At 35.3% G+C, this 26,907-nt stretch carries 20 protein-coding genes; 5 read left to right on the top strand and 15 right to left on the bottom strand.

The window, feature by feature from the left end; genetic code table 11:
* Positions 1–64: 64 nt before the first annotated feature.
* The 5 genes from GQR44_RS04075 to hutC all read right to left on the bottom strand — a co-directional run bounded on the left by GQR44_RS04075 (position 65) and on the right by hutC (position 7,358).
* Positions 65–2,062 carry a urocanate hydratase gene (locus GQR44_RS04075; RefSeq protein WP_166369513.1) on the bottom strand — a complete coding sequence of 666 codons (1,998 nt, stop codon included), beginning with the start codon at positions 2,060–2,062 and terminating at the stop codon, positions 65–67.
* Entirely contained in the window at positions 2,062–3,009 is a 948-nt protein-coding gene (gene hutG, locus GQR44_RS04070; RefSeq protein ID WP_205962955.1) for an N-formylglutamate deformylase, read from the bottom strand. Before hutG ends, GQR44_RS04075 begins: the two co-directional genes overlap by 1 nt.
* The gene (gene hutI / locus GQR44_RS04065) at positions 3,002–4,225 is read right to left on the bottom strand and encodes an imidazolonepropionase (protein WP_166369511.1); all 1,224 of its coding nucleotides are present in this window, start codon (positions 4,223–4,225) and stop codon (positions 3,002–3,004) included. Before hutI ends, hutG begins: the two co-directional genes overlap by 8 nt.
* Before the next feature lie 142 nt (positions 4,226–4,367).
* Entirely contained in the window at positions 4,368–5,900 is a 1,533-nt protein-coding gene (hutH, locus tag GQR44_RS04060; RefSeq protein WP_166369509.1) for a histidine ammonia-lyase, read from the bottom strand.
* 699 nt (positions 5,901–6,599) lie between these two features.
* Entirely contained in the window at positions 6,600–7,358 is a 759-nt protein-coding gene (gene hutC, locus GQR44_RS04055; RefSeq protein WP_166369507.1) for a histidine utilization repressor, read from the bottom strand.
* 202 nt (positions 7,359–7,560) lie between these two features.
* Here hutC and GQR44_RS04050 point away from each other — a divergent pair, with 202 nt between their 5' ends.
* A complete protein-coding gene (locus tag GQR44_RS04050; RefSeq protein ID WP_166369505.1) occupies positions 7,561–8,931 on the top strand; it encodes a formimidoylglutamate deiminase in 1,371 nt (456 codons plus the stop codon).
* A 186-nt stretch (positions 8,932–9,117) separates the two neighbouring features.
* On the opposite strand, the gene GQR44_RS04045 is transcribed toward GQR44_RS04050, so the two are convergent.
* On the bottom strand, positions 9,118–9,486 hold the full coding sequence (locus GQR44_RS04045) for a ribosome recycling factor family protein (protein ID WP_166369503.1): 369 nt from the start codon (positions 9,484–9,486) through the stop codon (positions 9,118–9,120).
* Between the two features lie 261 nt (positions 9,487–9,747).
* Here GQR44_RS04045 and umuD point away from each other — a divergent pair, with 261 nt between their 5' ends.
* Both umuD and GQR44_RS04035 read left to right on the top strand, forming a co-directional pair.
* Positions 9,748–10,158 (top strand): translesion error-prone DNA polymerase V autoproteolytic subunit, encoded by a 411-nt coding sequence (umuD, locus tag GQR44_RS04040; protein WP_166369501.1) that lies wholly within the window; start codon positions 9,748–9,750, stop codon positions 10,156–10,158.
* A complete protein-coding gene (locus GQR44_RS04035) occupies positions 10,158–11,417 on the top strand; it encodes a Y-family DNA polymerase (protein WP_166369499.1) in 1,260 nt (419 codons plus the stop codon). Before umuD ends, GQR44_RS04035 begins: the two co-directional genes overlap by 1 nt.
* Positions 11,418–15,247: 3,830 nt before the next feature.
* Here the strand turns inward: GQR44_RS04035 and GQR44_RS04030 are convergent.
* From GQR44_RS04030 to GQR44_RS04005, 7 genes are all read right to left on the bottom strand, one after another.
* Positions 15,248–16,009: a hypothetical protein gene (locus tag GQR44_RS04030; protein ID WP_166369497.1), complete on the bottom strand. Its 762-nt coding sequence runs from the start codon at positions 16,007–16,009 to the stop codon at positions 15,248–15,250.
* Between the two features lie 132 nt (positions 16,010–16,141).
* Positions 16,142–17,041, bottom strand: coding sequence for a hypothetical protein (locus GQR44_RS04025; RefSeq protein WP_166369495.1), 900 nt, complete (start codon positions 17,039–17,041; stop codon positions 16,142–16,144).
* Between the two features lie 222 nt (positions 17,042–17,263).
* Complete coding sequence (locus GQR44_RS19730) at positions 17,264–17,914, bottom strand: transposase (RefSeq protein ID WP_240923546.1); 651 nt, start codon at positions 17,912–17,914, stop codon at positions 17,264–17,266.
* Between the two features lie 19 nt (positions 17,915–17,933).
* A complete protein-coding gene (locus GQR44_RS19725; protein WP_240923545.1) occupies positions 17,934–18,770 on the bottom strand; it encodes a transposase in 837 nt (278 codons plus the stop codon).
* Positions 18,771–18,977: 207 nt separating this feature from the next.
* A complete protein-coding gene (locus GQR44_RS04015) occupies positions 18,978–19,619 on the bottom strand; it encodes a hypothetical protein (RefSeq protein ID WP_166369493.1) in 642 nt (213 codons plus the stop codon).
* A 107-nt stretch (positions 19,620–19,726) separates the two neighbouring features.
* On the bottom strand, positions 19,727–20,023 hold the full coding sequence (locus GQR44_RS04010; protein ID WP_166369491.1) for a hypothetical protein: 297 nt from the start codon (positions 20,021–20,023) through the stop codon (positions 19,727–19,729).
* A gap of 369 nt (positions 20,024–20,392) precedes the next feature.
* On the bottom strand, positions 20,393–21,547 hold the full coding sequence (locus GQR44_RS04005; protein ID WP_166369489.1) for a DUF2235 domain-containing protein: 1,155 nt from the start codon (positions 21,545–21,547) through the stop codon (positions 20,393–20,395).
* Positions 21,548–22,486: 939 nt separating this feature from the next.
* Here GQR44_RS04005 and GQR44_RS04000 point away from each other — a divergent pair.
* Positions 22,487–23,062 carry a porin family protein gene (locus tag GQR44_RS04000; RefSeq protein ID WP_166369487.1) on the top strand — a complete coding sequence of 192 codons (576 nt, stop codon included), beginning with the start codon at positions 22,487–22,489 and terminating at the stop codon, positions 23,060–23,062.
* Positions 23,063–23,405: 343 nt separating this feature from the next.
* Here the strand turns inward: GQR44_RS04000 and GQR44_RS03995 are convergent, their stop codons facing one another.
* Positions 23,406–23,849 (bottom strand): hypothetical protein, encoded by a 444-nt coding sequence (locus GQR44_RS03995; protein ID WP_166369485.1) that lies wholly within the window; start codon positions 23,847–23,849, stop codon positions 23,406–23,408.
* A gap of 740 nt (positions 23,850–24,589) precedes the next feature.
* Between GQR44_RS03995 and GQR44_RS03990 the strand changes: the two genes are divergently transcribed.
* Positions 24,590–25,372, top strand: coding sequence for a hypothetical protein (locus tag GQR44_RS03990; protein ID WP_166369483.1), 783 nt, complete (start codon positions 24,590–24,592; stop codon positions 25,370–25,372).
* Positions 25,373–25,778: 406 nt separating this feature from the next.
* Here the strand turns inward: GQR44_RS03990 and GQR44_RS03985 are convergent, their stop codons facing one another.
* Positions 25,779–26,705: a glutaminase gene (locus tag GQR44_RS03985; RefSeq protein WP_166369481.1), complete on the bottom strand. Its 927-nt coding sequence runs from the start codon at positions 26,703–26,705 to the stop codon at positions 25,779–25,781.
* Positions 26,706–26,907: the final 202 nt, after the last annotated feature.

Below are 26,907 nucleotides of genomic sequence, written 5' to 3'. Positions count from 1 at the left end.
ATGGCTGAACATATGGTAGTTATAGCTGCTTAGTCGTTATGCACTTCAATGTTGAATCCGCCTGTTAATTAATAAGTTGATCAAGCAGTGCATCATCTGCAAAGTTTGGAATAGTTACTTTAAGGTTTGGCTCCACTTCCATGGCGCGTTTAATTGCAAATACCGCACCATCATTTCTAGCCCAACTTCTTCTTGAAATACCATTGTTTACATCCCAATGCAGCATCGATTTAACACGACGATCGCAGTCTTCTGAACCGTCTAACATCATGCCAAAACCACCGTTGATCACTTCACCCCAACCAACACCGCCTCCATTGTGAATGCTGACCCATGTTGCTCCACGGAATGAATCACCAATGACATTATGGATTGCCATATCAGCAGTAAATTGAGAACCATCGTAGATATTTGAGGTTTCGCGATAGGGTGAATCAGTTCCTGAAACATCGTGGTGATCTCGTCCTAAAATGACAGGTGCTGTTAATCTTCCTTCTTTGATAGCTTTATTAAAGGCGACGGCAATTCTCATACGGCCTTCAGCATCGGCATATAGAATCCTAGCTTGTGATCCAACTACCATCTTATTTTCTTTAGCTTCTTGGATCCAAAGTAAGTTATCAGCAATCTGCTGCTTTATTTCCGCTGGCGCAGTCTTGTGCATTGCCAGTAATACTTCTGCTGCAATTTGATCTGTGGTATCAAGATCTTTACCATCAGATGATGCGCATACCCATCTAAATGGACCAAAGCCATAGTCAAAACACATAGGGCCCATGATATCTTGCACATAGGAAGCATATTTAAATGATCCATTTTGATTTAAAATGTCCGCGCCAGCACGACTTGCTTCTAATAAAAAGGCATTACCATAATCAAAAAAGTACATGCCTTTAGCCGTTAATGTATTAATTGCATTTACATGTCTTTTTAAAGTGTCGTGTACTGCTTGTTTAAATTTTTCGGGGTCATTAGCCATCATCTCATTGGCTTCTTCAAAACTATAATTTGTTGGGTAATAACCACCGGCCCAAGGGTTATGTAGTGAAGTCTGGTCCGAACCAAGGTCAATTGTAATATCTTCAATTGCTAAGCGTTCCCACAGATCAACTATATTACCAAGATAAGCTAAAGAAACAGGGATGTTCACTTTGATTGCTAAATGAATACGTTCAATCAGCTTATCCATCTCCTCATGCACTTCGTCAACCCAACCCTGTTGATGCCTTTTATAAGCCGCTTTATGATTAACTTCAGCAACAATACCAATCGTTTTCGCAATAACCGCCGCTTTTGGCTGTGCACCACTCATGCCACCTAAACCTGAAGTAACAAAAATAGGCAATGTAGATTGGTCACGGTCCTTGATCATTCGTACCGCATTTAATACCGTAATGGTGGTGCCATGAACAATACCCTGTGGCCCAATATACATAAACGAACCAGCCGTCATTTGACCGTATTGAGTCACACCAAGTGCGTTGAATTTTTCCCAGTCATCCGGTTTAGAATAGTTTGGAATCATCATCCCGTTTGTGACTACCACTCTAGGTGCCTCTTTATTTGATGGATATAAGCCCATTGGATGTCCTGAGTATAAAACTAAGGTTTGCTGATCAGTCATTTCAGCCAGATATTTCATGGTCAAAAGGTATTGTGCCCAATTTGAAAAAACAGACCCATTCCCTCCATAGGTAATTAATTCTTCAGGATGTTGTGCTATTGCATCGTCAAGGTTATTACTCAGCATCAGCATAATAGCCGCTGCTTGTTTTGATTGATGTGGAAATTCTTCAATTGACCTTGCTGATATTTTGTAATTTGGCATAAAACGGTACATATAAATTCTACCGTGATTTTGCAGCTCTTCGTAAAACTCTTCAGCAAGTACTTGATGATGTTCAGGAGAGAAGTATCTTAATGCATTTTTTATTGCTAGTTTCTTTTCAGCTGGATTTAAAATATCTTTTCTTTTAGGTGCATGGCTTAACTCGGTGCTACGCTGTTTTTTTTCTGGCAATGTGTTTGGGATCCCTTCTAAAATCATCTCTTTAAAATTCATTATCTGTTTTCCTTAATATTTAAATCGCTTGGGTTACCTGCTGTGAGTAAAGCTTGAAATAGTTGTTGTAAAAGCGCACTTACTTGTGTTTTTTTCGCGGGATCAAGTTGATAGTTATTACAGTCATCCTTGAGGTAGGTTGCCTGTGATAATTCTAATTGAATGGCATGAATCTGCTGATGCGGTTTGCCGAATGAACGAGTGATATAACCGCCTTTAAAACGACCGTTACTCACTTGTTGATAGGGTGTTGAAGCAATTATTTTATTTAAAATATTTAGCAACGCAGGCGCACAAGTAAGCCCATTATTATTTCCAAAGTTGAAATCAGGTAATTTTCCAGTAAATAACATAGGTACAAATGCAGCGATGCTATGTGCATCAAACAAGATGGCATATCCAAACTTATCTTTAATACGTATTAACTCATCAGTAATTTTTTGATGGTAGGGTGCCCAAATTTGTTTTTTTATTTGCGCTTTCAATGTTTCCGAATGTGTTTGACCTGCTAAGAATACCGGCTGGTCGGAAAATAGAATGTCAGGAAATAGGCCCGTTGTTTTACTGGTATACAGTGGCCGATCATCAACGGGTCTATTTAAATCAATTACATAACGAGAGTAATTCGCGCTAATGTGGCTGATATTCATCGCTTCTAAAAAATCATACAGTTCAGGAACAAACCAATCGGTATCAGGTAATGCTTTCGCTTGTTCGCTCAACCTTTGCTCCATACCCGTTATAAGTTTGGTACCTGAATGTGGCATGCTGACTAGGATTGGGCTATCACCTTGAAAAAAGTTAAAGGGTGATCGCATTTTATTTACTTCGTTTTCTTTTATACTTTTTGCTGCGCTATCTATTACTTTTTCTTCCGCATCACCTACAGCAAGCTTTACTTCACTATTTACTACCTTCTCTACATCATCCCCTAAGAAATTAGCCATGAGTAATTTCTCCTGCTTTAACACGTGTTTTCAAAAGGTCGCCGCCTATCCAGTAACTTAATTCACCGGGACTTTGTACATTCCAGCAAACAAAGTCTGCCACTTTACCGATACTTAAAACACCATGAGTTTCAGCTAATCCAAGTGCTTTGGCGGCATGAATGGTCACACCAGCTAGGGCTTCCTCAGGGGTAAGTGCAAATAAAGTACAAGCCATGTTCATCATTAATCGGAGAGAAAGTACAGGCGAAGTCCCAGGGTTTGAATCGGTAGCGATAGCCATTGGTACGTTATATTGTCGCAGTAGGGCAATAGGTGGTTTTTGTGTCTCTTTTAAGGTAAAAAATGCGCCCGGTAATAACACTGCAACCGTGCCTGCGTTAGCCATGGCTTTTACATCTTGTTCGGTTATATATTCGATATGATCCGCTGAAAGAGCCTTAAAGTTGGCAGCCATCTCAGTGCCACCTTGAGAAGATAATTGTTCAGCGTGGATTTTAACGGGCAACCCTAAAGATTGTGCAGTGTTGAAATAACGTGCTACCTGATCGGTGCTAAAACCAATATTTTCACAAAAAGCATCAACAGCATCGGCTAGTTCTAATTCAGCGACTTCAGGTAATAACTCATTACATAAATAATCAATGTAAGCATTTGCTTGGCCTTTAAACTCAGGTGGTAAAGCGTGCGCAGCTAAACAAGTGGTTTTAATTTCAACGGGAAGTTCGCTTGCCAAAGCTCGAGCGGCACGCAACATTTTTATTTCGTGTTCAGTAGATAACCCATAACCGGATTTAATTTCTACAGTCGTCACACCGTCTTTGATCAGCGCCTGTAATCGAACTTGTGCTGATTGTATTAATTGTTGCTCGGTTTCTTCTCGTGTTGATTTCACGGAAGCAGCAATACCGCCTCCATTTTCAGAGATGCTTTTATAACTTACACCATTCAGTCTCTGTTCAAATTCAGTGGCACGATTACCGCCAAAAACTAAGTGTGTGTGGCAATCAATTAAGCCAGGGGTAACCCAGCCACCACCAAGGTCATGTTCTATTTGGGATTGATGAGCAGGTAAATCGGCTTCCTTTCCAATCCAACTTATACGTTGGTTAGTAACGCCTATCGCAGCGTTTTCTATGCAGTGATATTGACCATCGCACATTGTAGCAATATGAAACCCAGTCCAAAGTGAATCAATTTTCAGGGAAGTACTCATAAATGCCCCACAGTTATATTGAAATATTAAGCTTAAAAATGATGTTCAATAAAAGAATACTTTCCTTAAACACCAGCCAATCGTTAACGTTACTTTTAATTAACCAAAACAAGATTTTGTATGGTTATTTATAAACACGAGATCATAGACTCGGCAATAATTGTGCAGGCATCAACTCATTATGTACGGCTTGTATTAACAAGTTATTCGCTTTTTCGATATCCGCCGCAAAGTAACGGTCTTTATCATAAAATGGCACTTGTGCGCGTAATTCTGCTTTTGCTTGTTCTAATGCATCAGAAGATTTAAGTGGTGCACGGAAATCAATACCTTGAGCAGCAGACAGAATTTCAACGGCTAAAATTCCACGAGTATTTTCAGACATATCTTTTAAACGACGCGCCGCAAAGGTTGCCATCGAAACATGGTCTTCTTGATTTGCGGAAGTGGGCAAGCTATCGACAGAAGCAGGGTGCGCAAAGGTTTTATTTTCACTTGCTAATGCCGCTGCCGTCACTTGCGCGATCATAAAGCCAGAGTTAACACCCCCATTATTAACTAAAAATGGCGGTAACTTACTTAAGCCACTATCAATCAATAACGCCATACGGCGTTCTGACAAACTACCAATCTCTGCAATTGCTAATGCTAGATTATCTGCTGCAAACGCAACGGGCTCAGCATGGAAATTACCCGCTGAAATAATATCTCCATCTTGTGCAAACACTAACGGATTATCAGAAACAGAGTTTGCTTCAATATGTAATGTTCTAGCTGAATTACGAATTTGATCTAAACAAGCGCCCATGACTTGAGGCTGACAACGTAAAGAATACGGGTCTTGCACTTTCTCACAATCAACATGAGATTCACTTATTGCACTGCTATCACGTAATAGATGACGGTATGCAGCGGCTGCATCTATTTGTCCTTGGTGACCACGAACTTGGTGAACACGATCATCAAAAGGACTGCGGCTACCTAGCGCAGCTTCAACGGATAACGAACCGCAAACAATGGCAGAAGCAAACAAATCTTCGGCATGAAATAAACCTTCTAAAGCAAAAGCTGTTGATGCTTGCGTACCATTAAGCAATGCTAAACCTTCTTTCGGTGCTAGTGTAATAGGTTGAAGCCCTGCAATCGCTAAAGCAGCTTGTCCAGAAATAATCTCACCTTTATAACGAGCTTGTCCTTCACCTAAAAGTACGGCGCTCATATGTGCTAAGGGGGCAAGGTCACCAGAGGCACCAACTGAGCCTTTTTGTGGAATACATGGATAAACTTGTTTATTAACCAAAGTAATCAATGCTTCAATTACCGATAAGCGAATGCCAGAAAAACCGCGTGCTAAGCTGTTTACTTTTAAAGTCATCACCAATTTGACGGTGGCATCGCTCATTAATTTACCAATGCCTGCCGCGTGTGATAGTACGATACTTCGCTGTAACTCATCTAAATCTTCAGTTTTAATACGTGTGTTGGCTAGTAGACCAAATCCAGTATTAATTCCGTAGACGGCACGGTCATCGGCAATAACATCATTAACGATCTGATTACTGGCGTGGATCCCTTCAATGGCACTTTCATGCAAAGATAATTTTACGGCTTCACGGCTAATCTTGCGTAATTCATTAAGCGTCAGTTTTCCTGGATTAATGGTCAATTCAAACATGGTGCAATTCTCCATAACATTGGTTACTTAGTTTCATCTACCTGTTGTCAGGTAAAAGTGACTTGTATTTTTTAGTAAATGTAACTACATACAATAAGGCATACATGTATATACAACTATAAATTCGATACTAATTGCATTTAATATTCGGTGCAAGTCATTTGTAAAAGTAATCATGTGAATTAGACCCGTTATCAATCAAGATACATATTCAGTCGCTAACTCGGACATCAAGACAAGACGTAATATGATGACAATGGATAGTCCTTAACAAATGTTGCAATGCAGTATTGGTTTTCGAGTTGACGACCCACAGGACAAGTCGTGATGCAACTATCTTCGTTGTTATAAAGTTTCGATTTAACCCATTAGATCTTTGCCTTTATGCCTAGAATCTGTTCACCTCACGGCTTGCTGATTTTTGCATCTTGAATGGTGACGGGTATTTTCTAAATATGTGATCTGACTTTTATTCAGGAAAACAAGACAGAGTTTAGTCTGCCAAATAATTGTTTCTCTCTGTAAAGTTTTTAACGCAGAATTGGAGTATTTGAACCAACAACAATGAGCAGCAATTTAGTGGAATAAGTATAAGTTAAAGTATTTAATGAGTATGAACAGTGCAAAGTAGACAAAGCAATAGCAGAACATTCAGTCTGTTATTGCTTAAGAGCAGTGAGGTTTATATAAAGTAGGTCGTTATTTGCCGCCAAAATGGCCGAATAGTTGAAACCGTGAGCTAGGAGAAAGCAAGCGAGCGGTAGTGACTAGTTGGTCATCACACCAGGTTCGACGCTTTATTTGTAAACAAGGTTCATTGGCTTCAATTTGTAATAGTTTACATTCGTAAGCTGAAGGCATTACTGCTTCAACAAGGTGTTCGCCCTCTGTCATCGGGGCCACTTTCATTAGATAATCATAGGTTTCATTCTGTTGAAAATCTTGTTTGTCATAGTCAGGGGCAAGGGTCGCATTGACCACTCGCTCTTCAATTTGAATCGGTAGTTCATTTTCAAAATGTACGATGGTTGCACGGAATATCGTGTGATTGGTACGTACTGAAAGGTTGATCGCCTCTTCCATACTCGCATTAGTGCGTATTATCTCGATTAACTCAGCGCGGTGTTGATTACCCCGTTGTGCAATTTCATCGGCGATATTATGGATCTCTGAAAGTGCTGAATGTGTTTTCTTCTTTGCAACAAAGGTGCCGACGCCTTGTTGTCTAATTAAAATTCCTTCATCAGTTAATTCTCTTAATGCACGATTCACCGTCATTCGACTCACGCCTAATGCCTTAACCATCTCCGATTCTGAAGGCACTCGCTGGTTGGCTTGCCATTCACCACTATTAATTTTCAGACAGATTGCTTGTTTCACGCGTGCATAAATAGGTGCTGGAGAATCTTCTATCGACTGAGAAAGCTTGTTCATCATGCTACTGGTAGTTTCGATCACGATTTTACCTTGGTTTATGAAGGGGCCATTAATGCAACGTTTTAAAAAAAAATATTTTGATAAGCAATTATACCCAGTATTTTGTGGTTATAACAGATAGAGATAGATCTAAGTTTATCTTGTATATACAAGATAGTTTCAGCTACACTTATAACCTCTTTTTTAGCGTGTATTTTGTAATCGATGATAGTGGGGTTATTTCATGGCTAGGCAGATTTATTTTGCAAGAAAAGCATTGTTAGCAAATGGATGGGCAGATAATGTTCGCTTCGACGTCATCGATGGTAGCATCAAAAGCATCACTATCAACACCATGGTAAACGGGGCAATCTATTTAAATGGGCCAGTGATACCCACTGTTGCAAACCTTCACTCACATGCTTTTCAACGTGTGATGGCAGGTATGGCAGAGGTCAGCTTAGATCCTAATGACAGCTTTTGGAGTTGGCGTGAATTGATGTATAAGGTGGTTAATAAACTCACTCCCAATGATCTGCGTATTATTGCAACTCAATTGTATATTGATATGCTCAAAGCGGGTTATACCCAGGTAGCAGAGTTTCATTATTTGCACCACCAACCAAATGGCCAGGCTTATTCTCAAATCAATGAAATGGCAGTGCAGTTAATGCAAGCGGCTGATACAGCTGGAATAGGATTAACACTGCTACCAGTACTGTATGCTCATTCAGGTTTTGCTGGACAAGTGCCTAATAGCGGGCAAAGGCGATTCATAAACAATAGTGAGCAATATTTAGCATTGCATCAAGCCTGTGAAAAACAATTAGCAGATCATCCATTACATCATTTAGGCATTTGTTTCCATTCATTAAGAGCTGTCACTCAAGAACAAATACAAACAGTATCAAGCGCGATATCTAATCAAACACCCATTCATATCCACATCGCAGAGCAACAAAAAGAGGTTCAGGATTGCTTAGCATGGAGTGGGCTACGTCCTGTGCAATGGTTAAGTGATAAAATAGGCATCGATCAGCGTTGGTGTTTAGTTCATGCCACGCACCTTGATAGAAATGAATTATTAACAATCGCTCAAAGCAAAGCAGTCGTTGGTTTATGTCCAACAACAGAAGCAAACCTAGGTGATGGCATTTTCCCTGCGGTAGAATTTATGCAAGCTCAAGGCCGTTGGGGAATTGGTTCAGACAGTCATGTTAGTTTGTCACTAGTAGAAGAATTGCGATCGCTCGAATACGGCCAACGGCTACGAGATCAACAACGTAATCGGCTTTATAGTGATCAACAAAATCATGTCGGTGACTTTTTACTAAACCAAGCACGACTTGGCGGGAATCAAGCGGCACAAGTAAAATTAGGTTTAGCAGTAGGGCATCGTGCAGACTTTATGGTTCTAGATAATCAACATCCTTTTATTGCCGCAAGTAGCAATGAAGATATTATTAATCGGTGGTTATTTGCGTGTAATGAAAACCTAATTAAGCATGTTTACGTAGCTGGAAAACCAGTGATCAGGGATTTCAAACATATTAATGAAGATCAAACTCGTTTTGAGTTTACTGCTTTGTTAAAACGTTTGTTTATGGATAAATAATGGTTTGCTAATATATTTGGGTGTTAATAGTTATTTTTTAACAAATAGACAACGAAGTAATAAGCCATTTTAAACAGTAAAATAGAGCACTTAATTAGACTATTTTCTGCCGATTAGACAAAGCCACGCTTTATCAGCATCACGGTGTATTTTTGAAAAAAAAAGTTTCATTATTAACTAACCACATCAAATAAATTGTTCAGCAGAATCAATTGCAGATCTCGCTTCAACCAATGAGCAGCCAGAAGCAGCAACTAACTCATTAACTGTCATGCCTGGATTCGATTTCAATAATAGGGATAAATCTGTAGTTGGTTTTGGTAATGCTTTATCAATCGCTTCTGCAATCCAACGACTATTATTTTCACGAAAATATAGACTTATTTGAATAAGATCTTTTTCAACCCCTATCAATGACCAATTTTTAGAACGACGAATACGCCTTATAGTACATCGATGTTGAATAGCCAGTTCTACTATTAACGATTTAGAATCAATACGATGAACAAAATTATTCAACTTGATAGATAATAAATCTGAAGTATTATTTAACACATTGTACCTTTAATATAAGTTAACGCTTTGCCGAATGGGGGCAGTGTAAAAGCATGATAACAAAAAATGTAATATAAAGTTACTCAGGTTAAATTAGACCAAAATAAAGGGAGACGATTGAGTTATTAAAGGCTACCTAGGGTTAAACGCACATCAATTCCACAGTAATACAATCACCATGCATTAAGTTCTGCTTGTACTTATAATAAACTCACTTATAATTTAACTGTTTATTTATACAGTTAAATTGTGAGAGTCGTTATGAACTTCATTCTAATTACAGCAAGTGCAGGCATTACAGGCTTTGAAAGCCCAGCAAGTGACTACTTGCAATTACCATTAAGCTTAGATGCACTGCTTGTCGATCACCCAAATGCCACTTTTATTGGTAAAGCTGATGGTCATTCAATGCAAGGTGTGGGTATATACAGTGGTGATATTCTTATTGTAGATAGACACGTAACAGCTAAAAATAACGATGTGATTGTCGCAAATTATAATGGTGAGTTTATTTGTAAGATCATTAATATAAATGAGCGTTTATTACTATCTGCTAACCCTCGTTATAAAACGATCCCTATTAATGAAGACGATCAATTTACAATCGAAGGTGTCGTCACACGTTCAATTCGTTGCCATCGAAGCAGTCAATTATTAGCGGCAAACCTATAATGTTTGCATTAGTCGATGCCAACTCATTCTATTGCAGCGCTGAACAAGTGTTTCGGCCAGAGTGGCGAGGGAAACCGATCATTGTATTGTCTAATAATGATGGCTGTATTGTAGCCGCCAATAAACAAGCTCTTGCACTGGGCATTAAAAAATTCCAACCTTTTTTTAAAGTGCGTTATCTTTGTGAAAAAGCAGGCATCATCGTCTGTTCATCAAACTATGAACTGTACGCAGACTTGTCGCATAAAATGATGCAAGTAATAGGGCGCTTTGCACCAGAGCAACACATCTATTCGATTGACGAATCATTCTTAGACTTTAGCAACTGCAGCGATAGCATTACAGATTTAACCATTCAGGCGCAAAAAATACGCCGTACAGTTTGGAAAGAAACCCGCTTACCGGTTTGCGTGGGATTAGGCGCAACCTTAACCTTAGCTAAAGTTGCGAATCATGTTGCCAAAAAGTGGGCCGGATTTAATGGCGTCTGTTTGCTAAATAACGAAGCATTTAAACAGGATATTTTTGCACAATTATCACCACTTGATGTATGGGGGATCGGTAAAAAAACCAATCAAAAGTTAGCGCAGAATGGAATCAAAACAGTATTACAGCTGAGTAAAGCTAACCTTAAATTACTACCAAAAAGTTTATTTAATGTCGAATTACAACGCACAATCAATGAGCTAAACGGCCAACCTTGTAAAATATGGGATGGTGTAAGGGCGGATAAACTACAAATATTTTCAACGCGCAGTGTTGGACAACGCATTACGGATATTCAAAGCCTAAACCAAGCATTAGCCAAACATATTGCCATTGCTTGTGTGAAAGCAAGAGAACAGTATTCACTATGCAGCACATTATTAGCGTTTGCGGCCAGTAGTCCCTTTGATAAATCACCGGCGAGTTATAAAGTAATTATCCACTTATCTCAGGCTACCAACGATACTTCACAACTGTTACATGCAATCAGTGAGAATATACATCTGCTATTTGAACCCGGTGTACGATATTACAAAATTGGCGTTGGGTTACTGAATTTAAGTAGTCAAAAACACCAACAATTTGATCTATTCAACCCTTATAAACATAACGCGTCATTGATGAAAATATTAGATGGAATTAATCACCGCTATGGTACAAATAGTTTATTTTTTGCAGCTCAAGGCACTGAAGAAAAATGGTCAATGCGCAGAGAGTTATTAACGCCACAATACACAACACACTGGAAACATATCCCTAAGATTGGTTGTTAGCTAGTAGGGTTAAAACGAATAATGCTCTTTATATTAAAATTAAGATGTTGATTATATTGACAATTAATTTCATTTAAAGAAATTTATTACAACATTTTTTATATAATAAAATTTAAAATAATTTTAATAGAAATGCGATTTAAATACTAAAATCCCCCTTTATTAGCTGTAATAAGTGAGTACTTTTGTATATAGGAAAGCGATTTAATTTTATAAAAAATCAACATATAAAGAAACATTACCACTAACTATTTTGATTTAATCTTCATTTTTTAAGAAGGTGTGCTGGCGTATTTAAAACGTTAATCAGAAGATAAAAAGGTGAGAATTATAGTAGTAAGTGTAAGTATTTTTATTAGCCTGTTACTACATTAGCAACGTATATTATGTGTCAGTTAATCTGCTAGTTAATTCTGAATATATTCACTTTGAACCAATAACAGGGAATTCAGACATAAAATTTTCTATCGATGCACTACAAGATACATAATAAAAATATTTCAATTAACTTTAGCCTATTCGAAAATTATTGATTTAAAAGGGCGGATGTTAATTATTATACTGTTGGGATTGTGTTGATTGGACTTTCTGGAGGGCTAAAAATAAAATTGTAAGTAATCATTCAAAGAGATCATGTATTTAGTAAATAGCGATAGGTAACTTAACCATTAATCCATTAAATAAAAACTTGGTTAATAACTTTAAATGCCTTTTTTAATTTATTTTTATAAAAATTTAAGTGTTTAACCGGTAATGATGAGCTGCAACAACATATTTATTAGCCTTTACTGTGACTCCGTAATTTTTAAGTTATAAAAAATTGAACCTAAAAATAAGATGATAAATTAAATACTAGCGTTAAAATTTTTAAATAAGCAGTTGTAATTTAAGTGATATATTGAAATTAATAGGGTAGTTATTAATTTTTTAATAAATAAAAAGGTGAAGAGATAATGCTTATTTTTGTTAGCATTGAACAACTAAAAAATCTTCATTTATTAAAATATCATGGAATATACATGTAAATTTAAGTTTTGAGTTTCATAACCAATAAAAGAAATCCTCTATGGCCGTAGAAAATAACAAGATGATAATCTGTATTTGACTAGTCTATTTGTAATGTTTCAAAGGTAAAAGATAAATAAGGATAATCAAGCTTCTATAGCTTATGTTTAGCATTCAAAAAATAAATTAACTGAATTTTATTTAAAATTTAAATGTCATTAACAATTAACAATCCATATTTAATGAAGTGATACGGGCACGATGTGACACCAAAATTAATTTAAAAAAATAATTAACTGTATATTTTTTATTAGGAATCTTAATTTAAATTTTAATCGAAACTTCATATGACTAAAAATAAATATAGTTAGTGGAAAACTTAATTTTTAAAATAAAAGTTTATTAACCGGTTATTTATATAAACTTTTAAATATTTATATGCGGCCAGATTGCAACGAATAGTTATTAAATCCTAATATCTAAGTTACTTAAATAAATTTAACTTACAAAAAAGTTAACCATTATATTTTCAATAAAATAAAAGTAATAATAGTTTTAAAACAAGTAACCAACATAACTGTATAAATCTAAATTTTACTTCATGAAGTATGAAGTAAATACGATAAATATAAGTATCAATATAATGCGTTAATATTTCATGTTGGTATTGAAAAGAAAAAATAGAGTTAATCTGATAATTGAAAAACTGACAATAAAAATCAGTTAGACTTGAGATCATAACGAATGAAAAAGAAATAGATGTTTAGTAAAGGCTCTGAGGTTTTCTACTTATAGACGAATACCTTAATAATCTCTCAGATTTCAACACAGAGCGCCTAATTTATAATCAAATAAAGCAATATTGAGAGTAAAACAGAATATTTGGCGTATTTATAAGGTAATTATTAAGTATATGAATTAAGGAATAACAAAATAAGCAGTTTTAACAGCCTTAAATATAAATAGTAAGGTAATAAGCTAAGTTCCTAGTTAATTTTCAAACTATGAGTTAACAATAAAACAAACCAAAGTCAGATTTACATTACCAGACAAAAAACGTACTTAACTATTAAGAACAGTTTCAATTATTAATCAGCAATAATAATGAACAAATAAAAAATCAATAAATGAGGAAAGGAGTAATCCGTGAAATATAACGCAACTGGATCTAAATTAGTTAAAAGACGTTAGATTAAATAAGATCAATATATTGAATAATGCACAATAGAGTGAAATACCCACCCAACGTAAACATTAACAACACTTCGCATAATGTATATTATGTTAAATAGGGTTTAAATATAGTTTCTTTCAATGTTAACTTTTTGATAATTGAATTATAGATCCAGATCTGATCTTGTTTATATTTCCATACTATTGAACATAATTATATTTAACATAAAATGTATAACATACTGTTATCCTTTATGTTTTTTGTGCTTTTCAAGCTTATGACTATGTAAATTAAGCATGAGATCCCTTATAGGTGTTGTGATATTTCCCTAACATACTCGAATTATTCTAAATACTAAATTCGTGCATACTTTAATTTAACCTGGCTTACCTATACCAGATTAATCTGAACACTAAACTAAGTCATGAAGTTTTACTTTTGACATAAACTTACTTCAGTTTCTTAATCGGTTTGTTCATGGATAAAATATTTATTAACACACTTCATCACACCTTATTGATGCGGGTACTTTTAAGTAATCTAATGATCAACTATCACATTAACTAGCTTTATAGTTTTAATATTATTCGAATATTTTTTATTAGAAAATTAATCTTAATACTAATCTCTATGCCATATGGATTAATGTTTGAATTCTAATATCTTCTACAACATTAACTTATTGCAGTGTATTTAATTATTTTTTAATAAAAAATAATTGATAAACTTCATCAACCTATTGATGTGGATATTTTTAAAAAACCAATGATTAACTTTCACATTAACGGTTAACTGGCTGTATAATTTGAAATTGTTAGAATCTTTTTTATTCATTACACTTGGCTTGCGATTAATTAATTTTACTATTTTAAAAACAAATTAAATTTTTTAACTAACTAAATAAATAGATTTTCTGGATAATAAAAGTCATATTTACACCCCAATATTTTTACACATAGTAATAATTTCTTTTCCTAACAAGACTAAGCTCTTAGCCAGAATTAATTTTATAGTTGATTAAGGGTTTTTATTAAAATAACGGGCATATTAATTTTAACGATATTCCATTCATAAAAATATTAATCTAACTACCCTTCTATTTTTCAAAAGATTTATCGACTGCTCTGTTAAACCTCCTGATGTATTGATCTGACAAAAATAGAGAGTTAAAATATGTAGACATGTGGAACACAACCTACTGTTTTCATTGTATTTTTAATACATTGTTATACAACTCATATGGTGATTACACAGTTAAAAATGATTTAATATTTTGATTACTCAGAACTATATTCAATGACGTATTATTCCACTCGATATTTTTGATTAATTCTCCACCATTCTCTTCTTCGCCATCCCCCTAATTTGGGAAGGTGGAAATTCATAATGTAATGAAAAGAAAATCCCTTTAACAGATGGTGGAAGCTTAAAGTTTTTATTACTGTAATCAATTTCAGGATGTAGTTCGAAAAGCAAAGGGATAAATATAGTGATCAGTAATGCATTTTTAGCCAGACAAGGTTTGATATCAGTAAAGGATTTGTGGATTAATATTCACTAATTCATCATAGTTGAACCGCCCTGTCCGGAGCCGCATACAGGGTGGTGTAGGGGCTGGAGGTTAGATACCTCCGGCTACCCGATTATGAAGCTAACCAATGGATAATGTTGATGTAAATATTGATTCTGCACTTATTTCTTCAGCTGTCATCTGAGTTAGGTGACTTTTGATTATCAATTCATTTTTTTTGTTTTGCATGACCCTTAAAACTTTTTTGACACTTGTAATTAAGTCTAAAATTATTTTATATTGATCATAGTCAACACCGCCAGAATGAGCTTCAAGGCAATGTACATCAGAAATAATAGTATTCTGAGGCGAAACCAGTACAAAAGACAATGACTGCTCTAAATTAGTTGCCCCTCCATGTGCAACATATTCATTCCTAGTTTCAATTAAAAAATTATGAATTTCGATTTGTTCAAGTGGAAAATCACTAATTATCTTTTTATCAAGTTTTACACCACGAGACTTTTTCTTTGAAGATTTAGCTTTGCCTCCAGTAGAACTAGCAAAGCATTTTCCATATGTAACTATAGCGGCTTGATGAAGAGACTTAGCTATTACAAATTGAGTGTTTTCATGATTACCTATCCCTCTAAGATCGTCTATTGATGCTTTTTCTTGCAATTCCATAAGGCACTTAATGCTAGCGTAAGCCGAATTTAAATCTTTCTCAATTAAATGATATGCAGCAAGTTTTAATGCTATTTCAGAGTTTAAAACAAGGTGTCGATATGGTGTTTGGCCATGGAAAAAAGAGTAACTGAAACTCCCGTCTAAGGGACACTCTTCTCTCTCTACAAACATGTTATGTAACGAGGGTAATGGAGAACGTCTTTTTATTTTCATTTTTTTCTTCTTAGCGGATACACAAATGTGATTAATTGCTTCATAACGCCCATATTAACAGACTAAAAATTGTGAGCTAAAATACGAGCGGAGCGAGATAGCCCGCTGTTTTTAGTCCTTGTTTAATTGTTGTTAGGTATGTAAGCCAGCATCAAATCTTATCCAATTTTGAACCCTATCTGACATCAATTTATAATTATCTTTAGCAAACTGTAAAATCACATTGGGATCAAGGCAACAAATACTATGTGACTCTGCTCCTGTATAAATACCCCCTGTAGTAAGCAGAAAAACCTCCGTATCAAGATTTTTATAATTATTTCGGTTCAAATTAATATTACCATGCTTAACCTGAGCAACCGCCTTTTTACCTGTGTCAGGATGTTTCATTACATATTCATAAGCAGCGGTATCAGACTTACAAGAGCTAGGAATTGCCATATAACCATGAATTTTTTGCATATAAAGAGCGACAAGATCTTCACAATCGTCACTAGAAAGTAGGCTAAGGAAATTGTCAGTAGACTTTTCTAGCTCATAGCCTTTTCCTTCCATTTTTTTGTTTGCCAAAAACTGAGAGTAACGACGAATATTTTTTCCATTAACTTTCTGAACGGTACTGCCAGATATATAACTGTTTACAACCTTTCCTGGAACTACGTCAACAGTTCCAACCTTATGCCATTCGCAATTTCGTATGTTAACTACATCTGCATCAGAATTTTCTGGAGTATTTTCATATCTCCAATCACTAGTTATTTTCCCCAAATAGTATGTCCCATCATGATCACGAGTCCAGCAAAGATCTCCAATTTCCATACGGTTTTTAATTGCATTGATTGCAACTGAAAAACTACGACCTCTATTTTTATATTTAGGACGAGCCTCGGCTATGTAATCTTCCCATTCAACAGTACCAGTCTGATTTACTTGCCAGCCTATACCAAGAATGTTTTTGTCTAAGCAAAATCGCCTAGGGTCAATACCTTTCTTTGCAGCGGTTTTTATATTTAAACGCCAAATGCTTGTCATAATGAAAGTCCCTAGTGCCCTATTAATGTGATACCTAACGAGGCTGTAGAATTTCTCATTTTCAGCCTGATTATTTAAAATAAAAATTACATTAATTCACATTTACTTGAGATTCAAATAGATTATTCACTTTTCAATAAATGATTGATTAAATTGAGTTGTAAGAGTGTTTATGAGGTTAATTAGGCTGTATTATTGAGGCTAAAGGCCTTTGCCCTTGGCTTAATGTAAACTATTCCTTAACTTCTCTATATTATGAACAAGGCAGTACATCTGCCACTGGGTATTCACTTTCTCTTGGCCGCGCAGTGTGAATTTATTCATGCCTTTATTCACTGTGATATTACCAAATACAGGTTCAATAGCACCGAGTCGTTTGCTATATTCACGCCTGCCTGGGCTACTGTCTATTTTCACTCGCATTCTATCGGTATAAGAAATGTGCTTCGTTGTTTTACCTGTTTCAAATTGAACTTGCCGACCTTGTTTAGTGGGCACTTTTCGCATGCATTGCTTTTGCAATGGACAAACACGGCAATCCTTCAAATAACCAGAGAAACGAACGTATTGCCGACCGGCGGTTTCAATGTTTTTAACACTTAACCACATTTCTTTACCCGCAGGACAATGGCATTCATTTTTCTTTTTATCAAAGTAAAAGTCTTTGCTATTGAACAATCTCGCTCGGCCTTTACTGCGTTTCAATCGTCGTTTTTCTTGCTCTGTATGATAGGTTTCGCTCTCTTTAAATAATGGATTACGACTTCTAAATGCAGTGTCTGCAATGTAAGCATCAAGCCCCGTTGTAGCCATAAACTCAAGATTGACTTCACTATGAAAACCGCTGTCTGCGGTAAATTTGGCTTCACACAAGGCTTCAGGTGTACCGAGTTCAGTCAGTTGTTTTTTTCAAGTCTTCGATAGCGGGTTTTAAGGTTTGTTGCTCTCCCACACTTCCCCATGTTTGGGCTTGTAAAATGATTTGATGTTTATCATCGTTAATCGCAATGCCATTGTAGCCTTGAATCGTACCTTTACTCGTGGTCATCTTGGCACTGTCTGGATCAGTGATATTACTTTTCACAGGCTTTCTCTGACTACCTAACTTCTCTTCATTGGTCGCCAAAAATTCTTTAATTTTATCCGCGCTTTTATCAAGTTTAGCCTGTTGTTTTAAATCATGGGTAATTTCATCTTCACTCAAACTATCTTGTGCTTGATGGCGGGCAAGTATGCGCTGACTTGCTCTGCGCAACTTCGCTTGTTTACGCTCAAGTTCATCAAATGTGCCACTCCACTCTTTACTAGCGTTCGAACGAATTTTACATCCATCAATCGCAAACATATTACGGCCTATCAAACCTTCACGGTCGCATATCATTAATACTTGAGTAAAAAGTGGTTCAATTTGGTCTTTCATTTTAGCGACAAAACTGGCAATTGAAGTGTAATGAGGTTGTACGTCACCCGATAAACTCATAAAGGTAATATTGGTTTCACAAGCATTTGCAATGCGACGACTGCTGACCAAGCCTCGTGAATAACCAAACAAGATTATTTTAAGCATGACTGAAGGAGGATAAGCAGCCGCGCCATTTTTATCGTTGCTGTACCATTTATCAAAAGTACTTAAATCAAGGTGTTTGTCGACGATATGAGAAAGTGCGTATTCAAAAGTACCGGGGATAATTTGCTGTGTAAAATCAATCGGAATGAATTTACTCATCATGTTTATCTCTAAACGAATAATAACTATTAGATCACAGACGATCAGCTCAATCTAGGTGTTTTTTGTACAATGACTCATAAATGAAAAAAGTGATAAACGTTCTTATGGTAGAAACTCTACAGCCCATCACAGCCACAAGTGGTGAGTGATGTTGGCTATTATACTCTAGCAAAACGTAAGCAACGGTTACGAATATGACTTGATGGCCTAGTTAGCTTTTAAGCAAACTGGTGCAGACCATTTTTTGGATTCCAAATGATGTAGGAACTGAGAAATTTTAATCTTACACTTTGTTTCTAGCATTTCACCTTCATACGTGGAGGATTTGATAGTGACAACTACATATTCCTGAGGCTTTAGCAAAGATAGAAAGGTGTCAAATGAAATGTAATTCTGAGATTCATTCTTTGCTCCACTCGGCCATGGCGCAAAGTATGTTTCGTGTGAAACTACAGTACCAGATTTAACTTGGACAGGATAAGCATCCGATAGCTTTTTCACACGAAACTCCCCATTTTCATAGGTAGAGTAAATATATTCTTGTGCAACCAGTGTAAAAGTTGTGTCACCAACTTTTACAGAAGCTTCTTCATGTTTTGTTATATCGTCATATCCCGGACTGCCTTTATTCAAGTAAACTAAGTTAGCAGATAACCTTAGATACTCTATACCGTCAGGATATTTTTCAGACATAAATAATATTTGCTTTGGGATATCAAGTATTACTTCAGGCCCTTTTATAAGGTTTACTGTTTGGGATACAATGCTACCTATAGAAATAATGAAAGCCGCTAGCGCCAATATGTCAGTTCTACGCTCTACCTCAATTCCAAATACTTTAATAGACATTGTAAATAATCCTTTTTGCAAAATTGGACTTCGCGATTAAGCTCTAGCCCACCAAATTTCTTAATTTAATTCATTTCACCGTTTGTAAAATCGGCTTCATTTTTATATTACTTCAATTTTTTCGCCTTTTTTTCCAAATCAAATGTAACCGAATGTGGATTATCAGGATAAGGTATTAGCTCATTCTTAGACTTGTCTGGTGCTGATACAGGCATCGGATTGTCTGGTACAGGCATCGGTGGTGCTGGTACAGGGAACGGATTGTCTGGTGCTGGCATTTCTATATCACCAGACGAAGCAAAAAAAGATAAACTAGCTAAATAAATCAGCAGTAACAACCGAATAAATTTCATTGATAATCTCCTCTTTTCTATTAAAGCTAACGAGGCTGTAATATTTTTCATTTTCAGCCCGAATTGTAATTATAAAACACACTTCACATGTAAGGTGTAATCAGAGCAATATTTTTCCATGAGTTATATCCTCGATCTAAAGGTTTATACTTAATACTAAAAGAGGCATTATTTACCGTTTATTTCAGTTTTTAATAGTTACATATAAGTAGAATTAAGTTCCGTCAAATTTCCATAACTTAAATAACTTTATAAATTTTTATTTTTATTTTTATTTAACTTGGATTCAGATTATAAGTGCATAACTTGAATTGGTAGAAAAAGCGGCCAGCTGAATATAAGTAGGTGTTTTTTTAGTTTTGCTCTATAGTATTTTATTTTCTGATGATATACGGACTTCCCTACCTCACTATAAAATATTTATTCTTCTATAATTTTATATTTACCGAGTAGCCCATTAACTGATTTAGGAAAGTATTGAATTCTTTCTATTGTGGTAAAACTGTCAAAAGGGGTAGCTAAATATAATTTTTTGGATTCCATTATCTTTAAAACGGAGACATGAATTTTGGGGGGGAATTTTGATTCTTCACCATTAGACAGGACAATTATAGCTCTTCTAGCTTTTATAAAACCATCACCATGATGATGAAGGTGAAATTCATCATCTAAATCATATTCAATAAGTTTCATTAAGCGTAATTCGTTGAACTCAATGGGGTCGTCTGTAAAGACTTCAGTTAATTTTGAAACCATATAGTTTAGGGGAATTCTACTAAGGTTAGATTGTAGGTAACCTCCTCCAATATCAGCATGTACCCCTGCAAACCATAGCTCATCAACATTAGTTGCCCTATTACACAGTGTAGGAATAAAAGGTTCTCTACTTTCGTCAATACTTACACAATGAACTACTTGCTTTACATTTTGAGATACTGTTAGATCCTTGAACAAGTTGATTTTCTGAGAACCAAAACCAAAATCAATCGGTATACCAAATGCTCCAACAGTATCTAGAATACCAAGAAATTGAACTTGTACTTTATCTTCCTTTTTCTTACTTAAATTAGAATACTCTTTATAGACTGCTTCAGTAACTCCCGTTGAGGAATTTTTTTGGTTTTTGCTATGTACTCTGACCGATGCCGGAATACCTTTTTTTTCCAAGTTACTAGCTAATAGCCGAGCGGTTGCAGAACCACGACTAAAGCCAAAAATACTGATTTTATCACCAGCCCGATAATGCTCAATAATACTTACAAAGGCGTGATCTCGAATTCTTTTTTCACTACCTCCAAAAGCCCCAAAGAACCATGAACCAATCATACTGTTATCATCGTCATTTCCGATACCACGAAAATATAAGGCAATATGTTTCTCATGCTTTATAGTATGCGGAATATTGGTTTCTGTAAGGTCCCCTTCCAGAGCGCGAAAAAGTTTGTAAATGGTTGTAGTCACCCCATCATTAGCTTTACCGTTTTCATCATTCCAAGTGCCATCCAAAAATACTAGCAAATGACGAGGTGATCCAGAGTAGGTTAATTTACTGCTTACGGTTTTACTGTTTGTCATTGCAAGAGTCCTTTTTTAGTCTGGATCCTGATATATAAGTTTTGCTACCTTTATCGATTCTGTAGAATCTAAATGAAATTCTGTTATTTTTCTTACGCTATTTACAATTAAATATACTTAAATACGGTAGACTAGTGAGAACATTCATAACTAAATAATTTAGTCTCGTAATTAAAAAATATCTGTAGTTTTTTTAAATTATCTTAGTAAAAATACTAAATAATGTACTCAGATAAAAACTATAGAGTAATTTTACATTTTAGATACACCCAAAATTGTATATTTTTCACACAAAAGGAGGGGGTCTTTAGAAATAATCACTTTAATATAAGCCTAAATATTCTTATACGAATAAACACGATATATCATTGGCAAGGGATTATTACATCTCTAATTTATGTTTTTTTATAATAAATTTGGGTAACTCTGTAATATCAAACGACTCACAAATTATTTTTTAATAAATGACCAATACTACTTACAAATAGAAATTTGCCAACGTAGCCCGTGCATTAACGTATTAGTCAACTCGATATTTTTGATTAGTTCTCCCAATAAAGGCATGGTAATCGGCAACGACGCATTTAAAGGCCAAATAGAAAACTAACGGGTAAAGTATGCATCCAAAGAAAATGTGGATGCCCTTTTAAAGCATAAGGTAATAAAATTAAGTTTACTCTGCCCCCGCTTACCCTTTGAAAATATTACAATTTAATCAGAAAAAATTGCAGTTTTACGTTATCACAGTCTTATTTAGCGGATAAAAAAAGTAATGCATATATATTGTTTTCCAACATTTACTCACAAAAAAATAAACCTAACCCATTGATATTAAATTAAATCTAAAAATCAGATAAACAGCTCTTTGTTACTTTTATAAGGTTGGCATCCATTTTGTAACTAGTTAAATGAATTCACGTAATTAACTAGGAGTACCTTATGAAAAATACGATTCTTACTTTAGCTGGACTTATTTCGTTAGCCTCTGTTAGTACTTTTTCTCACGCTGATGACTTCAAGAAAGACGTTGCAGAAAATGGCGTTTATGTCGGCGGTAATTATGGTTACCTAAAAGTAGATGGCGAAGATGACTTTGACGACGACAATGATGTTCTCCAAGGCATAATCGGTTATCGCTTCAACAACTACTTAGCTCTAGAAGGTAGCTATATTGATTTTGGTAGTTACGGCAACAATTTATCTAGCGCTGAAACAGATGGTTATACCGCAGGATTAAAGTTGATATTACCTATTGCTGATCGAGTAGAGTTGTATGCTAAAGGTGGTCAGTTATGGTATTCCACAGATTATGACGTGGTCGGATTTTCTGGCAATAAAGATGATGAAGGTGTGTTTGCTGGTGCCGGTGTAGCGTTTAAAGTAACAGAGCGTTTTTTAATTAATGCCGAGTACACTTGGTATGATGCAGAAATTAATTTGGATAATGTATCTAACGGTTCCGATACAGAAACAGACTTTAAGCAGGCTAGTATCGGTGTTGAATATCGTTTCTAGTGATAAGTAGAGTGCTTAAATTAACGATTTAAAAGTAAAGTCCAAAGGGTGTAATACAAATTGTATTACACCCTGACCAGAATAAACCTCGCTTGCCCAAACCTAATTAATCATCTGTATCCGAGTAACGTTTTTGAATATTTTCCTCAACCAGATAAATCTTAATATTAAACTCTTAGCATTAAGTTTTACTTTTGAATTGTAATATATTCTAAACATTCACTTACTGCAGTTACTTAATTTTTTTGAATGAAAAAATTATTAATACACTTCATCAACCTTATTGCTGTCGGATATTATTAAATGACTAATGATCTACTTTCACATTAACTAGTTGTATCGTTTAATATTGTTTTTCGAACCAAGACGTAAAATCAATGGTATCTGCTCTTAAAATATCGTCACGAGCTTCACCAAAATATAAGTAACCTTGCTCAATCTTAAAAATGTCTATAACTACGTCACCATTTTGTAGCATGATATCGATATTCCTGATTTCATTTCCTAATATGGTGGTAGCTTCCTCACCTAAGGTATATGTTGACTCTAAAGGCGTGGAAGTAAGTACATTCTCACATGAGCTAGTCGAATATGAAGTAAATTGTGAATTAATTGTTTTCTCTTTAACTTCCAATGTAGTGATAGTGTACTCATCACTATCATCGAGGCATCCAGTCTTCCATGTTCCCAACAACTCATTTACAACAGAGTCATCTTGTTTATCATCACTACCACAAGAAATTAATAACAAACTAAATAAAATAGTCGCAAGTGTACATCGAATCAATTTAAACTCCTTTTAAAATATCGCTGCATTAAGCGGAATATGCCTCTGTTGGTTACGAATATTGAAGGCCAAACATTTATAATGTTTTTAACAACAAGACGATCGAGAACCAACAGAGCAACTAGCTTCAATACGGATAATCAGGGATGCCTACAACGACTATCTATAATACCTGCGAGAAACGAGCCTTAAGCACATTTCAACATTTACTTTACATGGAGGAGCTTCAAAATGAAAGAGTATAATATTGATAATATTGATAATATTGCTGTTTTAATCGGAATAGATTGCGCTAATAAAAAGCATTATATATGCGAACATCACAATCATACTGAGATATATAATTACTCCATCATTAAACATAAACCTCAAGCATTAAACATAAACCTCAAGCATTACATGAGTGGACAATGGATCTCAACAACGCTATCCAGAACAAAAAATCGCTGTAGTTTGTGAACTCAAAAAAGCCCTATTTATGTATTAGCTAAATATGAACACCTCACATTATTTACAGTAAATCCATCTATCATAAAGAATTTACGCCAAGTGGTGCAAAACAGTGTTGAGTTATACAATAAAATAATGGCGACATTAAAGAATTATTACCCACAAGATCCGATATAAATTTAAACAGACTACCCATAATAACTCGTTATAAATATCTACCAAGTTGCACTTTAGAATAAAACATTCATAATTCAATCACTTTTGGTTCAAGCTGTTGTAATTCATCCATTATGAAAAATATTTTTATTATTGTTTTATTCGTTCTAGCCGGACTTTTTGGTTACAACTATTTCACTTCTAATCCGAAAAAAGCGGAAGTTGTAGTAGAGACCACAACAGAAACTTCAGTACAGGGGCTTGTTAACAACTGGGATGATATCGCTCTTCCAGAAGAGATTAGAAATTATTCAAGTATCGAAGCGTGTGACACAACAGAAGCACGAGTTTGTTTTGGCTCAGGAGGTCGGTTTTATAAAGAAACCGACGATCTGACCGTAGCTAATTTAATCTCAACAGCTGAAACCTCTCGTTACGGTGTTCAGGTAAAAAAAACAGGTGAACTTTTTATATTTTCTATAGTAAATGAGATTCCTAACGAAGCATTTGATTTTGGTAATATCTCTTGTTACCGATACAAGGGAAGTGAAGAAGGTGTTACTGAAACTCGTGAATTGAAATTAGATATTTACGGCACAAAAGTAACCGGTATAAAATCAGGTTATTCTCAATCAGCAGAATACAGCGTTGGATATGAAGGTGTTGTTGAAGGAGTACTGAATAGTCTTGGAGGAGATACTGTAAACGCGATCTCCACACTTACTATTGCAGATGGGGGAGAAACTAGCCAAGAGGAAATATACATTTTAGGTGAAAACTCAATTACTGAAATGCGGTATCGTTTAGTCGATGATTTTGAAAACAATATTTTACGTATTGATAAAAGCATAAAGGAAGCTGTAGAAGGTCAGACTTTCCCTATTGAGTATAAATACAATAAGGTAGATTGTGAGTAAAATTCAAACAGGCTCGCCATAATAACTCGTCATCAAACTATTCAAAATGTCACAGAAAAAAAGCTTATGATGTATGGTCTTATACACTTTGTGATAATGGTTTCGTCAACGTTGGTGGTGTCTATTTTTGTGGTGTTTTGTGCAAGCTGAGCATATGATTCATAGATTCAAATAACAACTGACCATAATTTATATTTATTTTAGATTCAATCAGTTATTCTATTTTCATTCACTGTTTGGTTAAATTTCTCCACCGTGAGATCCAGTATCACATTAACTTTCTTTTAATTAAGTTTTCTGAACGCCTGAACGTGCAATTTAAATTTCATATAACGGCTAATATTTACAGAATTTTTATTATTGTTAGCAATTGTTTTAAAATAGCAGTCTTCATTACTAACCCAAATTAAAATATAGAGCATTTTGTTTTGGTAGTGAGTGCTTCAAGCACTTTCATTCCTTTATAAGAATTACCTTTGGCATTTAACTTTGGGCTCCATACTGCAATACAAAATTTACCAGGGTGTATGGCTACAATGCCACCACCGACACCACTTTTACCAGGTAAACCGACTCTAAAAGCGAACTCACCAGCTTCGTCATAAAATCCGCACGTCAACATCACTGAATTTATCCGTTTTGTTCTCGTAAGGCTAATAACCCTTTCATTTATAATAGGATTCATACCACCAGAAGCAAGGAACATAAAAGCGTTAGTCAATTCTTTACAGGTCATTTCGATTGAGCAAAGGTAGAAATAGAGGTCTAAAACAATATCTACGTCGTTATGAATATTACCGAAATCTTTCATTAAATTGACTAGTGCATAATTACGATAACCGCATTTTTTCTCTGACTCTGCTACTTTTGAAGAATAGTTAATACTATCAATACCTGATATTTTTCGAATAAACGCAAGTAAGTCATTCTTTGGGTCATCCAAACAAGTAACCAAAATATCACAAATAACAATCGCGCCAGCATTGATGAATGGATTTCGCGGGATGCCCTTTTCATATTCTAGCTGCACCAAAGAATTAAAAGGTGAACCCGACGGTTCAACACCCACTCGATTCCAAAGATCTCCGCCCATAATTTTCAAGGCTAATGTCAGTGATAATACTTTTGCCACACTTTGAATTGAAAATGGTTCGTCAGCATCACCAAATGCATAGTGTTGGTTATCAACAGTAGTAAGGTGAACTCCCAACTTAGTTGGATCGACCTTACCTAATTCAGGTATATAGTTTGCGATCGCACCAAGGTCATCAACCTCTTTGAATTCAGATGCAATTTCAGAAAAAATATGATGGTAATCGATAGTATTAATCATTTATGCATTGCTCCAATATATAATATTGAGTAGCCTTTAGGCGTGTTATGAAATTGAACTTTTAGTTTTTAGTTATTAGTAAATAACAACTATTTCACCAACTAATGTTACACCAGTAATGAATTCACCGTAGCCACATTAAAAGGTTTGCTCGTTAGCAGTTAAATTATTTTTATAATTATATTTAATATTAATCACCGCC

This window comes from Psychromonas sp. SA13A, assembly GCF_011378715.1.
Lineage (GTDB): Bacteria > Pseudomonadota > Gammaproteobacteria > Enterobacterales > Psychromonadaceae > Psychromonas.
The sequence above is the reverse complement of the archived record's forward strand: the minus strand, read 5'-3'. Positions and strand labels throughout refer to the sequence as shown.

Coding starts and splice junctions, on each gene's coding strand:
- GQR44_RS04010 (WP_166369491.1), bottom strand. CDS start 20,023: ATGAAAAATATTACAGCCTCGTTAGCTTTAATAGAAAAGAGGAGATTA.
- GQR44_RS19725 (WP_240923545.1), bottom strand. CDS start 18,770: ATGATGAGTAAATTCATTCCGATTGATTTTACACAGCAAATTATCCCC.
- GQR44_RS04035 (WP_166369499.1), top strand. CDS start 10,158: ATGTTTGCATTAGTCGATGCCAACTCATTCTATTGCAGCGCTGAACAA.
- GQR44_RS03990 (WP_166369483.1), top strand. CDS start 24,590: ATGAAAAATATTTTTATTATTGTTTTATTCGTTCTAGCCGGACTTTTT.
- hutG (WP_205962955.1), bottom strand. CDS start 3,009: ATGGCTAATTTCTTAGGGGATGATGTAGAGAAGGTAGTAAATAGTGAA.
- GQR44_RS04050 (WP_166369505.1), top strand. CDS start 7,561: ATGGCTAGGCAGATTTATTTTGCAAGAAAAGCATTGTTAGCAAATGGA.
- GQR44_RS04075 (WP_166369513.1), bottom strand. CDS start 2,062: ATGAATTTTAAAGAGATGATTTTAGAAGGGATCCCAAACACATTGCCA.
- GQR44_RS04015 (WP_166369493.1), bottom strand. CDS start 19,619: ATGTCTATTAAAGTATTTGGAATTGAGGTAGAGCGTAGAACTGACATA.
- GQR44_RS04005 (WP_166369489.1), bottom strand. CDS start 21,547: ATGACAAACAGTAAAACCGTAAGCAGTAAATTAACCTACTCTGGATCA.
- GQR44_RS03985 (WP_166369481.1), bottom strand. CDS start 26,705: ATGATTAATACTATCGATTACCATCATATTTTTTCTGAAATTGCATCT.
- GQR44_RS04025 (WP_166369495.1), bottom strand. CDS start 17,041: ATGACAAGCATTTGGCGTTTAAATATAAAAACCGCTGCAAAGAAAGGT.
- GQR44_RS04030 (WP_166369497.1), bottom strand. CDS start 16,009: ATGAAAATAAAAAGACGTTCTCCATTACCCTCGTTACATAACATGTTT.
- hutI (WP_166369511.1), bottom strand. CDS start 4,225: ATGAGTACTTCCCTGAAAATTGATTCACTTTGGACTGGGTTTCATATT.
- umuD (WP_166369501.1), top strand. CDS start 9,748: ATGAACTTCATTCTAATTACAGCAAGTGCAGGCATTACAGGCTTTGAA.
- hutH (WP_166369509.1), bottom strand. CDS start 5,900: ATGTTTGAATTGACCATTAATCCAGGAAAACTGACGCTTAATGAATTA.
- GQR44_RS04000 (WP_166369487.1), top strand. CDS start 22,487: ATGAAAAATACGATTCTTACTTTAGCTGGACTTATTTCGTTAGCCTCT.